At 42.2% G+C, this 15,395-nt stretch carries 9 protein-coding genes; all 9 read left to right on the plus strand.

The features are described from left to right. Nucleotides 1–977 precede the first annotated feature (977 nt). Complete coding sequence (locus HMPREF0666_RS07425) at nt 978–1,991, plus strand: YafY family protein (protein ID WP_009011770.1); 1,014 nt, start codon at nt 978–980, stop codon at nt 1,989–1,991. 47 nt (nt 1,992–2,038) lie between these two features. Continuing rightward, on the plus strand, nt 2,039–4,597 hold the full coding sequence (locus HMPREF0666_RS07430) for a type I restriction-modification system subunit M (RefSeq protein ID WP_009011771.1): 2,559 nt from the start codon (nt 2,039–2,041) through the stop codon (nt 4,595–4,597). Between the two features lie 4 nt (nt 4,598–4,601). Then, the gene (locus tag HMPREF0666_RS07435; RefSeq protein ID WP_009011772.1) at nt 4,602–5,801 is read left to right on the plus strand and encodes a restriction endonuclease subunit S; all 1,200 of its coding nucleotides are present in this window, start codon (nt 4,602–4,604) and stop codon (nt 5,799–5,801) included. 15 nt (nt 5,802–5,816) lie between these two features. Beyond that, entirely contained in the window at nt 5,817–9,779 is a 3,963-nt protein-coding gene (locus HMPREF0666_RS07440; protein WP_009011773.1) for an HsdR family type I site-specific deoxyribonuclease, read from the plus strand. Between the two features lie 329 nt (nt 9,780–10,108). Further along, nucleotides 10,109–11,518, plus strand: a complete 1,410-nt coding sequence (locus tag HMPREF0666_RS07445; protein ID WP_009011774.1) for a DUF2130 domain-containing protein — start codon at nt 10,109–10,111, stop codon at nt 11,516–11,518. Nucleotides 11,519–11,566: 48 nt separating this feature from the next. Continuing rightward, nucleotides 11,567–12,331 (plus strand): ASCH domain-containing protein, encoded by a 765-nt coding sequence (locus HMPREF0666_RS16110; RefSeq protein WP_009011775.1) that lies wholly within the window; start codon nt 11,567–11,569, stop codon nt 12,329–12,331. 491 nt (nt 12,332–12,822) lie between these two features. Next, on the plus strand, nt 12,823–13,551 hold the full coding sequence (gene fabG / locus HMPREF0666_RS07455; protein WP_009011776.1) for a 3-oxoacyl-ACP reductase FabG: 729 nt from the start codon (nt 12,823–12,825) through the stop codon (nt 13,549–13,551). Nucleotides 13,552–13,682: 131 nt separating this feature from the next. Next, the gene (locus HMPREF0666_RS07460; protein WP_042856149.1) at nt 13,683–14,927 is read left to right on the plus strand and encodes a beta-ketoacyl synthase; all 1,245 of its coding nucleotides are present in this window, start codon (nt 13,683–13,685) and stop codon (nt 14,925–14,927) included. A 161-nt stretch (nt 14,928–15,088) separates the two neighbouring features. Beyond that, nucleotides 15,089–15,395: helix-turn-helix domain-containing protein (locus HMPREF0666_RS18055; protein WP_009011778.1), on the plus strand; the 307-nt coding region annotated here is incomplete at its 3' end.

Genomic DNA, 15,395 nt, shown 5'->3' on the forward strand with positions numbered 1-15,395 from the left:
ACAGAGACATTAAGTCAACCGATATCACAGAGCGTTACAGCTAATGTTAGTTGAAAGGCCTCTGTGATATCTGTATGCCGAAGGCGTTCTGTGGGATCGAAACTGTGCGCAAATGAGGTCTGTTACATCTGTGAGTTCTGTGAGAGAAAGAAATACCCTCTGTGAGAGAGAAAGATACTCTCTGTGAGAAAAAAGAATATCCTCCGTGCGAGAAAGAACTCCCCTCCATGTGAGAAAGAACTCCCCTCCATGTGAGAAAGAACTCCCTAAGAAATCGTGATGTAAAGAAATAAAAAGTCTAAAGGCATACTTAAAAACCATACCGCCCCTCCCTCAATTCAAGAACATGCTCTTCTCGATGCGAGAACATGCCCTTCAAGGCATAAGAACACGCCCTTCTTGATGCTTGATAAGGCTCTTCTTCTACCTTGTTCGTAACCGTTTGATACTGTGATAGATATAAACACGATTTCTAAACATAAACTGTCCTGGCATTTACTAAACTAAATTCGGATCTTTGTCATACTTTTTCGATACTACTAAAACGCACTAATACTTACAAGACTACGAATTTCTCGAATGTCACGAATGGTGGACAGAGAGGGAGACGGTGCAGCCGAGGGGTGAGGGGACTGATTATTTGACAAGGAGGAGGGGACTATATATGAAAGACTACGAATTTCTCGAATGTCACGAATGGTGGACAGAGATGGAGACGGTGCAGGCGAAGGGCGGAGGGGACTGATTATTTGACAAGGAGGAGGGGAGTGTATGCAGAAAAACTACGAATTTCACTAATTGCACGAATGGTGGATAGAGATGAAGGCGATGCAGCTGAAAAGAGGAGAAGGACCTTTTTTTCATCATTGAGCAGGGAATTATAACGGAAAAGGGATGATTTTTCATTAAAAAACTTAACTTTGTGGGTAATATAACTAAGCAAAGTAAAAGTTACTCTACCAATAATTATCATTGCAATGCCAGTCAATAAGAATGCCTACCTGCGCTATCAAATCTTGGATCAGTGTTTCAGTAATAAGCATCGGAGGTTTAATATAGATGATTTAGTCGACTTTGTTAGTGAGAAGTTGGGCTATAACATCAGTCTGAGACAGATACGTGAGGACATTGCCAACCTGCGTTTGAGTCCTTATCATGCACCAATCCGCGCACAGCAATACGATGGAAAGAAGTGTTATTACCATTATTCTGACCCCGACTACTCTATCTTTAATAACGAGCTGACCACAGAGGAGGTGGCTAACCTCCGTTCAACGATCGATATGCTCAGCCGTTATCGTGGCATACCAACCAATGCTTGGCTGGAAGAAGTCATCTCTAACTTGGAATATCGCTTTGGGGTTAAAGCCAACTCCGAGAATCTTATCGCCTTTGAACAGAATGATATGCTCAAAGGGTTAGAGCATCTGACAGGCATCATCGACGCTACAATCAATCATCAGACACTTGAGATAGCTTATCAATCCTACTGGGGTGAGAAGCGAAACATCGTGGTCTATCCCTATTATGTCAAACAATACAATGGTCGTTGGTTCCTCTTTGGACTGAATGATGAGAAGGGGAGGATTGAAAGCTACGCCTTAGACCGTATCGAAAGCTACGCCAGTGGCACTAAATCCTTCGTTGAGAACGTCACAACCGACTTTGCTTCTTACTTCGACAACGTCATCGGTGTGTCGGTTCCTTACGGTGATGTAGCCACCGAAGAGGTCGTCTTGCGGTTCTCGCCCCAGCGTTTCCCTTACGTTCTTTCGAAGCCCATCCACTCCTCACAGCGTGTGTTGTCTGAGCCTAACACAGTCAGTATCCATGTGAAACCCAACCGTGAACTGTCCCAACAAATCCTCTCCTTCATCCCCGATGTTGAGGTACTCTCCCCCGAATGGTTACGCAACGAGATTAGAGACAAGCTAAAAGATAATTTGCAGAAATATCTATCAATGCACGAAGACTGCACAGATAATCATTAACTTTGCAGCAGAAAAGAAATAAAAGAACAAAAAAAGAAACCCACGATATGAACAAACAACAACTTGCAAACAAGATTTGGGCAGCTGCCAATAAGATGCGTTCGAAGATAGATGCCATTGAGTATAAGGATTATATTCTTGGTTTGATATTCTATAAGTTCCTCTCTGATAACGAGGTGAACTATCTTTTGAAAGCAGGATGGCGAGAAGAAGACTTAGTAAACCTTGTTGAGGACTACGACGACGAGAACGCTAAACTCATCATAGACTACTGTAAGAACAACATAGGCTACTTCATAGCCTACGATCATCTCTTCTCAACATGGATAAAACCCGATAGCGACTTCAATATAGGCGACTTAAGTGTCTCTCTTAACTCGTTCGACCGCTTAGTAAGTCCAAACTATAAGCCTGTTTATGATGGTATCTTCAAGACGTTACAGGCTGGTTTGAGTAAGTTGGGCGACAGTACGGCAAGTCAGACACGTGCCATTAAAGAGCTTATCAAACTTATCAAAGATATCCCAACAGATGGTTCACAGGACTATGATGTCTTAGGTTACGTCTACGAGTACCTGATTAGTAATTTCGCTGCCAGTGCAGGTAAGAAGGCAGGCGAGTTCTATACACCCCACGAGGTGGCTATCCTTATGTCGGAACTTGTGGCGGAGAGTCAGAAGAATAAGTCTCAGATAGAAATCTATGACCCTACTTCTGGATCTGGTTCACTGTTGATTACAATCGGTAAGTCGGTTGGCAGACATATTGCCGATAAGAACAAAGTGAAATATTATGCGCAGGAGCTGAAGGAGAACACCTACAACCTCACCCGTATGAACCTTGTAATGCGGGGTATTCAGCCCAGCAATATCTATACACGCTGTGCCGACTCCTTAGACGAGGACTGGCCTTTACAGCAGGTAGGAAGCGAAATCAATAAGCCGCTCTATGTCGATGCCGTTGTGAGCAATCCGCCTTATTCCCAGCATTGGGACCCAACCGACCGAGAGATGGATGCCCGATTTAAGAATTACGGTGTAGCACCTAAAAGCAAAGCCGACTATGCTTTCTTGCTCCATGAGTTACACCATCTGAAGCCAGACGGCATTCTTACAATAGTTCTTCCTCATGGTGTGTTGTTCCGTGGAGGCGAAGAAGAACAGATCCGAACAAACCTTATTGAGACAAACAACATTGATGCGATTATCGGTCTACCTGCTAACATCTTCTTTGGGACGGGTATTCCTACGCTTATCATGGTCTTAAAGCAACATCGGGAGAATGACGATGTACTGGTGATAGACGCCAGCAAGTGCTTTGTGAAAGATGGAAAACAAAATAAACTGCGGGCTTGTGACATCAAGAAGATTGCTGACACCGTGCGCGACCGTGCCACGGTGAGAGGCTTTTCTCGCACTGTCAGTCGTGATGAGATACGTGAGAATGGGTACAACCTGAATATTCCTCGCTATGTAGATGGCAATGAGGAGACCGAACATTACGATATTTATGCGACAGTCTTTGGGGGTATTCCTAACGCTGAAATAGACAGTCTGCAACGCTATTGGGAGGCTTTCCCATCTCTGCGGGCTGACTTGTTTGCGCCAGAGAAGGACAAGCCTTATTCTCTTTTGCGCACGGAGGAGGTGAGGCAGACGATAGAAAACAATGTGGATGTACAGTCGTTTAATCAGCAGTTCGCCAATGCTTTTGATGGTTTTGCCGACGCTATGCACCAACGTTTGATAGACAACACGATGACTGTTCACGAACTCACTGCATTAGACGAGATAGCCACCGACATCTTTAAGCGTGTGGAGAATATAGCACTTGTGGATAAGTATGCTGCTTATCAGGCTTTAGCAGACAATTGGCAGACGATAGTCAACGACATTGAGACCCTACAGCAAGACGGAATTAACGCTGCTCGTGAGGTGGAGACAGCCTATAAGATGGTGAAGAAGGGCGATGAAGAGATAGAAGTACCAGACGGTGTAAATGGGCGCATCATTCCTTTTGAGTTTGTTCAGCGGGCAAAGTTCCAAGCAGAACTTACTGCTATTGCCAATATGCAACAGCGCATAGAGGTCATAGCGAGCGAACTCGACGACCTACACGACTCGTTTACAGAGGAAGAGACAGAGAGTTATTGCGACGCCGAGAAGGACAATGCCTTCGACAAGGCAGCCATCAAAGCCAATGCAAAGCCCAAGGCTGACGTAGAACCAGAGACGAAAGCGAAGCTCGAAAAGATAGTTGCACTCTGGAATGAGCAGACAAAGACAAACAAAGAGATAAGAACAGCGAAGCAGCAGCTTATTGATAAGACCGTAGAAGCTATCGAAAACCTCTCCGATGCAGAGGTGGCAACATTCTTACATGAGAAGTGGATTGAGCCAGTATGTAACGGAATAGAAGATACATTACGTTCGGTACTTACCACACTCGAGACGTCTGTCGTTGCTCTGAACAAGAAGTATGCAGTCAGCTATAAGCAAATCAATGACGAGTTTGCCTTAACAAACAAAGAGTTAGCAGGACTCATAGACCAACTAACAGGTGATGAGCGTGCGATAGAAGGGTTAAAGGAGTTGATAAAGGAGTAAGAGTATGAAACAAGTATTGAGTTTCTCAAATAAAGATTTGCTATACGAAGATAGAAAACTCTCCGAGGTAGCTTTAATAAATCCATCAAGCACGGTTCCTTCAGAGTTTGAATATGTAGACTTGGAATCTGTGTCTGGAACAGAAATGATACGACATAGATTAGAACATAAGGAAACAGCACCATCAAGAGCTCAACGATTAGCAAAACGAGGAGATATTTTTTATCAGACGGTTAGACCTTATCAAAAGAATAATTATTTCTTTGATATGGACGAAGATAATTATGTCTTTTCGACAGGATATGCACAAATACGTCCACAAATCAATGGTAAATATCTTTTCACTTTGCTCCAAAGTGACGCTTTCTTAGGGCAAGTTTTAGATTATTGTGCTGGCACAAGTTTCCCTGCAATTAATCCTTCTATACTTTCAAATCTATTGATAAGAGTTTGTACAAACCAACAAGAGCAAGAACTAATAGCTAAATTTTTCGTCTATTATGACAATATAATCTCCACAGCCTCTTCTCGCCTTGCTTCATTAAAGCAAGTGAAGGAAGCGAGCCTACAAGCAATGTTCCCACAGAAGGGAGAGACCGTACCTAAGATTAGGTTCAAAGGGTTTGAAGGAGAGTGGGAAGAAGTAAAACTAAAAGATATAAGCACCAAAGTAATTGAGAAAAATAGGTTAAATAACATATCTATAACATTAACGAATTCTGCTGAATATGGTATTATTAATCAGAGAGATTTCTTTGATCATGATGTGTCTAACACAGATAATGTAAGTGGATATTTCATAGTTCAACCAAATGATTTTGTTTATAACCCACGTATATCTACTTTAGCTCCAGTAGGTCCTATTAATATGAACAAGTTAGGATATGCTGGTGTTGTGTCTCCTCTTTATTATGTTTTTAGAGTGACAGGATTTAACAAAAGCTTTCTTGATATTTACTTTCATACAAACGTATGGCATAAATTCATGAAGGATAATGGTAATACAGGCGCAAGATTTGATAGATTATCAATAAGTAATGAATTGTTCTATGAGATGCCTATTTATTGTCCTCGAGATGAAAATGAGCAACAGCAGATAGCCTCTTACTTTACCTCTTTAGACAAGCAGATAGCTCTTCAGACGCAACGATTAGAGAAGCTAAGGCAGATAAAGGCTGCTTGTTTAGACAAAATGTTTGTATAACAACCTAATGACAGAATGATTATGAGTAACAACATACAAGGTTTCGTAAAGGAACTTGAATTTGAAGAAGCATTAACTAACCACCTGCTCCAGCACGGTTGGAACGAAGTAATAAAGAACCCAACCGAAGAAGAGCTTGTGCAAAACTGGGCTGATATCATCTATGATAACAACCGAGGCGTAGACCAGTTGGGTAACCATCCGCTCACAGCAAGCGAGATGCAGCAGGTTATTGACCAAGTAAACCTTTGCGATTCGCCCTACGCTATTAACAACCTTATTAATGGACAGCAGCTTTGCATCAAGCGAGACTGCCAAGAGGATCGTAATAACTATGGTAAGAATGTCTACCTAAAGATATTCGACCCCAAGGAAATCTCTGCTGGACAAAGTCGTTATCAGATAGTTCGCCAACCAAAGTTCAAGACCAAGGAGGCTATGGCTGGCGACCGACGAGGCGACCTTATGCTGCTTATCAACGGTATGCCCGTCATTCACATAGAACTAAAACGCAGCAAGGTGAACGTGAGTCAGGCTTGTTACCAGTTGAAACGTTACATGCACGAAGGCGTCTTCACGCAAGGTATCTTCTCTATGGTGCAAGTCTTTGTAGCAATGACACCAGAGGAGACACTCTACTTTGCCAACCCTGGTAAAGCAGACAACTTCCAACCACAGTACTACTTCCATTGGGAAGACTTTAACAACACGGTAGTCAACGACTGGAAGAAGGTAGCCACCGACCTACTGTCAATCCCTATGGCACACCAATTAGTAGGTTTCTACACCATTGCCGACGACAAGGACAAGACCCTGAAGGTGCTTCGTAGTTATCAATACTTCGCCGTCAGCAAGATAAGCGATGTTGTAAAGCAAACAAACTGGGACGACCATAAGCACCGAGGCGGTTATATATGGCATACAACAGGGTCGGGTAAGACGATGACATCATTTAAGTCGGCACAACTGATAGCCAACTCTGGTGATGCAGATAAGGTAGTGTTCCTACTCGACCGCATAGAACTCGCAGTGCAATCGCTTGATGAATATAGAGGATTTGCAGGAGAGACAGACTCCATACAAGACACGGAAGACACCAAAGTGCTGCTTGCCAAACTGAAAAGTACGGATAAGGACGACCGCCTCATCGTGACATCTATCCAAAAGATGAGTAACGTAAAGGAAGGAGCAGCCATCTCTAATGAACTAATAGACCTGATAGGTAAGAAACGCTTGGTGTTCATCATTGATGAGTGTCACCGTAGTGTGTTCGGTGAAATGCTCATCAGTATCAAGCATACCTTCCCACGTGCATTGCTCTTCGGCTTCACAGGAACACCTGTCTTTGAAGAGAACGCAAAGCACGAGATAATGACAGAGACGCTCTTTGGCGATATGCTTCATAAGTACACCATAGCCAATGCAATTCCAGACGGGAATGTGTTGGGCTTTGACCCATATAGGGTTAACACCTACAACGATGATGAGTTGCGTGAGTTAGTAGCGTTCAGACAGATAGACCTGAAACTGAAAGAGCGTGACCCAGAGGCAGAAGTAAAGAAGCGTACAACGGAAGAATACTTAGAACTCATAGAGAGCGACGACGAACTACGCAGTATCTATGACCGCTTTATGTCCCAACTGCAAATGCCAGCAACTTATACCGATAATGGGAAAAAGGTGCATGGCATAGAATATTACTTGCCAAAAGACTTCTATGAGAGAGACGAACACTACTTGGCTGTAGTGCAGGATATTATGAAAGGATGGGACAGACTGAGCAAGAACAGTAAGTTCCATGCTATCTTAGCAACGAAGAAGATTTCAGAAGCCATCAGCTATTACAAACTGTTCAAAGAGCATTATCCATCCATGAACGTAGTAGCCATCTTCGATAATAACATCGATAACTCTGATGGTGGGATAGCACGTGAGGATGCACTTATCGAGATGTTGAGAGATTATAATGCCAAATACGGGATGACCTTTCAGCTCTCTAACTATGCCAAATACAAGAAGGATGTGGCTAAAAGGTTGGCACATAAGAAACCCTATATCGACATAGAAGCAGACCATAGCAAACAGATAGACCTGCTGATCGTTGTGACGCAGATGTTGACAGGTTATGACTCAAAGTGGGTCAACACCTTATATGTTGATAAGGTGATGAAGTATGTGGATGTTATTCAAGCCTTCTCTCGTACCAATCGTTTGTTTGGAGAAGGGAAACCCTTTGGTATTATCAAGTGGTATAGCTACCCATACACCATGGAGCAGAATGTCAACGACGCCTTAGAGGTGTATGTAGACAGACCATTAGGGGTGTTTGTAGACAAGTTAGAGAAGAACCTCTCTAATATCAATCAGCGTTTCCTGACCATTAGAGACATCTTCTATTCTCATAATATCAAAGACTTTGAGCGACTACCTGACTCACGTGAAGACAGAAATATGTTTGCGAAATGCTTCTCGGAGATGACCCATTTGATAGAAGCAGCAAAGCTACAAGGATTCGTGTGGGAGCAGACTTTATATGAGTTCCAGCATGGTGACACGTACACAAAGGTAGAGATGGAAATAGACGAGCAGACCTATTATATCTTGTTACAGCGTTATCGTGAATTGTTTGATGGGACAACAACCAGTGAGTCAAAAGACGAATGGGAATATAAGATTGATACTTATATCACCGAAACAGGTACGGGAACTATCAATGCAGAGTATATAGACGCAAAGTTTCATAAGTTTATTAAGAACTTATATACAGAAGGACCAGGTAGTGAACTTACTAAGTCGGCCCTGGAAGAACTGTGTAAGACTTTCGCTACATTGTCGCAACAAGACCAGCATACGGCACTTATCATCTTACATGACATACAGAGTGGAGACTTACACCTCGATAAAGGGAAAACGATATACGACTATATCGCAGAGTATCAGATAAAAGAATTGCGCAAACAGATCATGACGTTAAGTGAGGCAACAGGACTTAATACAAGTCAGCTCATTAATATCATGAGTAGTGATGTCAATGAGCAGAATCTGAATGAGTTTAATCGCTTTGAGAACTTAAAACTTACGCTCGACCTACAAAAGACATGTGTTTTCTTAGCAAAGATAACAGGTGAGACGATTCCTGCCTTCATGGTCTTACCGAAAGCAGACAGTGTGTTGCGGAAATTCATACTTGACTTGGATGCAAGGAAGAAGATACTTGATGCATGGCTAAAGGATGATGTCACGCTTGAAAGTGATGAGGAACAAAAGGAAGAAGAAACTACTATAGTGCCAATAGTAGAAGAAGAACCTGAAGAGCCAGCACTGGATATTGATAAGGTAAAGGCAAGGATTGATGAAATCTTAACTAATACCTTGACAGGAGTCAGTAAGTATATGCGTCGACAGGATGAGATTATTGATAGTGTGTTCTACGTATTAGACAAGAAGTCATTGGAAAAGTTAGATGGAGTAGGACTCTTCATCATGCGTGCCTTTACCAATCTGTTTGTTAAGAAGGCTACTATCGTAGACAAGTTCGTAAGTTTCAATCTATTGGTCACTAAGTTTGAGGCATACTTGAAAAAGCTCTTCTTCTTGATGAGGAAGACAGAGGTGCGTCCTCAATATGAAGGACAAGACGTTACGTGGAAAGATGTTATCCATGCCATACGACCCTTATGGAACTTGAAATACAGTGCGAATGAGCAATACAAACAGTTCTATCATTATCTGCTGATGGTGAAGGAGTGGCGCAATAATGAGTCACATATCTCGCCTACAGCATCGGAGAAAGAAGTGGATGCTGCCATCAGTATTATCATTACGATGTATTTCTTTGCAACAGGCTCTTGTATCACCGATCTTGAGAGTGCGGGTCATGACATGGAAGCAAGAAGAGATTGTCCGCTTTATGAGTTGCCAGAGAACGACGCTGTAAGTTATAGTCGGGTTGCAGAAGATGGCCCAGATGATAAGTAGGCGTTGACGCTGAAATGATGTCTTCTTTCTGAACTGTTGCAAAGAGCGCAACAGTTCAGGAAGAAGATGATTGACAGTTGGCTGTAGGTGGACAGAAACTCCGAACAGATAGTAAGCTATAGTAAGACTAACTTGCATATTATCATATATATATGAATGGTACTAAGCAAGTGGTTACAGGAAAGTTCCTACAATTTAATTGATGTTCCATTATATATATAAAAAAGATAATAAACGTAAGCAGAAATCTTTATCTATGTAGAAAGGCTGCACTCATGTGTATTACCTTTGCACACGTAACATAAATAATAACTTTAAAGAATAGGATTATGAAAGAACTAAAATGCCCTAAATGTGGAAATATCTTCAAGGTAGATGAGGCCGACTATGCTTCTATATTGAACCAAGTTAAGACTAAGGAAATCGAAACTGAGGTGAAGAGAAGAATGACTGAGATGGACGAGCGTAACAAGGCTGAATTGGCGTTGGTTACGACGAAGACCGAGCAGACATTCCAAAGTAAGTTGTCGGAAAAGGAGAAGGAATTAGGTCAGAAGGTGGCTGAGATAGAACGACTGAAAGGTGAGAAAGAGAGTGAGTTGTCTCGACAGAAGTCGGAGATGAGTGAAGAGATAGCGAAACTCAAAGCACGGTTAGAAGGAATAGAGTCGCAGAAGACAAGTGAAATGAAGATTGCACTTGCCGAGAAGGAAAAGACGATCAGTGAGTTGAAATCGGAGATCAGCCAGAGTGGGGACAAACTGCAGTTGGCTGTGATGGATGAGCGTAACAAGGCGCAGCAGGCAGCACAAGAGAAAGAAAATAAGATTGTGATGCTGCAGAACGAGATAGAGCAGGAGAGGAGTAAGGCTCAGCTACATGAAGCAGACTTGCAGAAGCAACATGAGAGAGAGTTGCGTATGAAGCAAGAGCAGATAGACTATTACAAAGAACTAAAGTCGAAGATGTCGACAAAGATGGTTGGTGAGACGTTAGAGCAGCATTGTAGTAATGAGTTCGAACGTTATCTGCGTCCACTGATGCCTAATGCTTATTTTGAAAAAGACAATGATGCGAGTGATGGTACGAAGGGCGACTTCATCTTCCGAGATAGAGAGGATGGGACAGAATACCTATCTATCATGTTTGAAATGAAGAACGAGATGGATACTACTGCCACCAAACATAAGAACGACGACTTCTTGAAGAAGTTAGATGAGGATAGAAAGAAGAAAGGATGTGAGTATGCCGTGTTGGTCAGTTTGTTGGAGGCAGACAGTGAGCTATATAATAGTGGTATCGTGAATAAGAGTCATGTCTACCCGAAGATGTATGTTATTCGCCCACAATTCTTTGTGACTTTCATCACACTGTTGGTGCAGGCATCGAAGAACGCTTTGGAATACAAGAAGCAACTCATCTTAGCACAGAGTAAGGAGGTGGATGTAACGAACTTTGAGGCAAAGATGGAGGACTTCAAAGATAAGTTTAGTAGACATTATGAACTCTATACGAGAAAGTTTGATGATGCGATTAGGGATATAGACGCTACCATATCTAAACTACAAAAGGTGCGTGCGGAGTTGGTTAGTAGTGAAAACAACCTGCGCCTTGCTACTAAGGATACCGAGAAATTGACCATTCGTAGACTCACAACTAATAACCCAACGATGAAGGCGAAGTTTGATGAGGCTCGGAATGCACAGGCAGCAGTAGAAATTACAGACGACGAGGAATAGGCGTTGTGTCGTTACTGTAGAATCCTTATCTATTAAATACTTGAGAAAATGAAGACGTTATCCGTAAGACAGCCATGGGCCTCACTATTGGTGAGTGGGCTGAAAGACATAGAGAATAGAACGTGGGCTCCCAACTATAAGGGCCGCATCTTGATACATGCCTCATCGACGAAGGTTCCAAAGAATTTCGCTGATCGCACCATCTTTAACGTAAACAATGAAATAGAGAACAATCAAATGTTCGGTAATTTCCCTGAGTATGAAGACCTGGAATACTCAGCAATCATTGGTTATGTAACGGTAAATGGAGATAGCGACGACTCTACTTCGGTTTGGGCAGTACCAGTGGAACATCAATGGCATATAGAGGATGCTTATATCTTCGATGAACCTATTAGAGGTATTAAAGGAAAGTTGAATCTCTTTGAGACACCCGAGATTGACGAGAACAATCTACCACCAGCTCATAAGCTGGTGCGTCGTGTGCCACGTTTAGAGGGTGATTGCCTTGTTGTTCCACTGACAGAGAGCAGTTTGGACGATATCGTAGAGGATGGTCTGCTACATTTAAGTGTTACTGATGAGGTCGTTGCTTTACTGGAAAAACCAATAGAGGAGCAAACGACAGCAGAAGATATTTTTAAGGATGTTTTCACTGTACGCCTTGAATCGCCTACTCGAACAATGACCTTCGAGGTGGCAGAGATGGGTTATTGGGACTATCAATTAGAAGATGGCTCATCTTTGAAAGCAATCAATTGGAATATGGAGGAAATCAATTACTTTGATATGGTCTTCAAATTAAAGATGTAAGCTCCTGCTATAATAGAATGGATAGAGCTCACGAAAAAGAGTAGAACTCTTGTGTGAATGTTTGATATTATACGAACAAACAGTCTATGGACATCTATGTTGTCAAATAGTCATGTGACTTCTTCCACCTGTCTCAAACTTAATATTATAGTTGTGCCCTGCCTGTATTCGTTAACTTTCATCATCAGACCAGAAAGTATCACACTTTGGGAATGACTTTATTTCTACTTATAGGAGAACGGCACATTGCTTTAATATGTAGGTGAAATATACATTAATAAGTCTTTACGTTTATAGTTGTGGAATAAAGGGATGTATCAACGATAAAAATCATTTGGTGTCTATGATGGGAGGGGAATATCCTACGAGAGAATATTAAAAAATACTTAGGAATATAATATAATTCAAAAAAAAGTCATACCTTTGTCGGTAAATAATGATATAGAGTGTATTCCTTATTTTATTTAAGTATAATTAAAAGCTAATAAAACATGAAGTATGCTTTAATTACTGGTGCTTCGCGAGGGATAGGACGAGCTGTAGCGTTGTCTTTAGCTGAACAATATTCTATAATAATCAATTACCATTCTAATTCAGAATGTGCTCAAGAAGTGAAACACCTGATAGAGGAGAAGGGTGGTCATGCTGAACTACTGCCCTTTGACGTTGCTGATCCGAAGGCTATCGAAGCTGCTATTGATAGTTGGGAGGCTGCTCATCCAGATGAGTTCATCTCTGTATTGGTGAATAATGCGGGCATTCGAAGAGATAATGTCATGTTTATGATGTCGGAAGACGACTGGCATAGCGTTTTGGATACGAATATGAATGGTTTCTTCTATATCACACGTCGACTATTGAAACACATGATGCCACGTCGACATGGAGGACGAATTATCAATATGGCTTCACTGTCAGGACTGAAAGGTATGCCAGGACAGGTCAATTATAGTGCAGCAAAGGCTGCTCTAATAGGTGCAACAAAGGCGTTGGCACAGGAAGTTGCACCACGAAATATCACAGTGAATGCTGTAGCGCCTGGTTTCATACAGACTGATATGACGAAGGAGTTACCAGAGGATGAACTGAAGAGACTCATCCCTGTGGGACGCTTCGGTAAGCCAGAAGAGGTAGCTGCGGTCGTGACGTTCCTTGCTTCGGATGCTGCTGCATACGTTACAGGTGAGGTAATTAATGTGAATGGAGGGTTGTACACTTGATGAGAAGTTGTGAGATGTTAAGGAATTACAAGTGTAAAGCGAAATGTATTATTGCTGATATTAGGGGATTTCTGCTGTTGGCTTTTAATCCCTCAAACTCCTTAACTTTTATGACTCCTAATAAATAACTTATGGAAAGAAGAGTAGTAATAACAGGAATGGGAATATGGTCATGCCTTGGTACTGACCTTGAAATGGTAAAGAATTCATTATATGAAGGAAAGTCGGGCATAGGCATTCAGGCAGAACGCCTTACCTATGGCTATCGTTCAGCATTGACGGGTATTGTTGCAGAACCTGTCATCACGAAGAAGATGCTCGACCGTCATATACGAGCAGGTATGTCAGAAGAGGCGCGATATGCCTATATGTCAAGTTTGCAAGCCTTTGCTCAGGCAGGTATCACGGATGACTATCTGCGAGAGAATGAAGTAGGTTGTATCTTTGGTAATGACTCTTCAGCCCAACCTGTCATTGAAGCGTCAAAGATAATGGATGAGAAACATGATTCTGCAATGTTAGGTTATGGACTCATCTTCCAGTCGATGAACTCAACGGTGAATATGAACCTCAGTACTATCTTCCATTTGCGCGGTGTGAATTTCACTGTTAGTTCAGCTTGCGCCAGTGGTAGTCATTCTATAGGTTTAGGTTTTATGATGATTAAGCAAGGACTTCAAGATATGGTCCTTTGCGGTGGTGCACAAGAGACAAACTATTATTCAATGGCATCATTTGATGCACTTGGCGCCTTCTCCATTCGTATGGATGAACCGACAAAAGCCAGTCGTCCGTTTGATAGAGATCGTGATGGACTCATACCGAGTGGTGGAGCAGCATCATTGGTATTAGAGGATTATGAACATGCGAAGGCACGTGGAGCGAATATCCTTGCTGAAGTTGTTGGGTATGGCTTCTCAAGCAATGGCGGTGGTATTAGTCAACCATCCGATGAAGGAAGTGTTGTTGCCATGACTCGTGCGTTGAAGGCTGCAGATATGGAAGCTGATGATATAGACTATATCAATGCCCATGCTACGAGTACACACCAAGGAGATATGTATGAAGCAATTGCTTTGAACCGTATGTTTGGAGGTAAACATGCCCTCATATCATCTACCAAGAGTATGACAGGACATGAGTGTTGGATGGCTGGAGCATCAGAGGCTGTGTATAGTATCTTGATGATGCAGCATGATTTCGTAGCACCTAACATCAACTTTGAGAATCCTGATGAACATTCAGAGAAGATGAACCTTGCTACAACAACCATAGACACAGAAGTAAATACAGTTCTAAGTAATTCATTTGGCTTTGGAGGTACTAATTCCGCTCTGGTCATTAAGAAATTCAAGGACTACGCAAGTTCAACATAGAACTGCAATCCCAAGTGCTGGTGTAGCTTAATAATCTATACCTGAAAACACCGAGGGGTTTGGGGGCGAGAAGCCCCCATGAGAAGAAAATCAACAAGCAATGCATAAAAATAAGAAAGGGAGACCTCTGTCTCCCAAAGATTAATTAATTTTGCATTGCAATGTACAAACAATTAACCTCGGAGCAAAGGTACACAATTTCTGTGCTACTCCAAAATAGAACGAAACAAAAAGATATTGCCAAGGCGATAAATGTAAGTGCAAGTACAGTGTCTCGTGAAATAAGACGTAATAGCGGAGTCCGAAGACACTATAATTGGGAAACTGCCCAAGCAAATGCAGTACAAACAAGGCGCAGAAAGCCAGGCAATCGTTCAGTCGACAAGGATGTCATGGAAGAGGCGAAGCGCCTTTTATTACTGAGCAATGGTCTCCAGAACAAATATCTGGTGTATTGGCCAAGGATGG

Origin of the sequence: Prevotella sp. C561, from assembly GCF_000224595.1 — a bacterium.
GTDB lineage: Bacteria > Bacteroidota > Bacteroidia > Bacteroidales > Bacteroidaceae > Prevotella > Prevotella jejuni.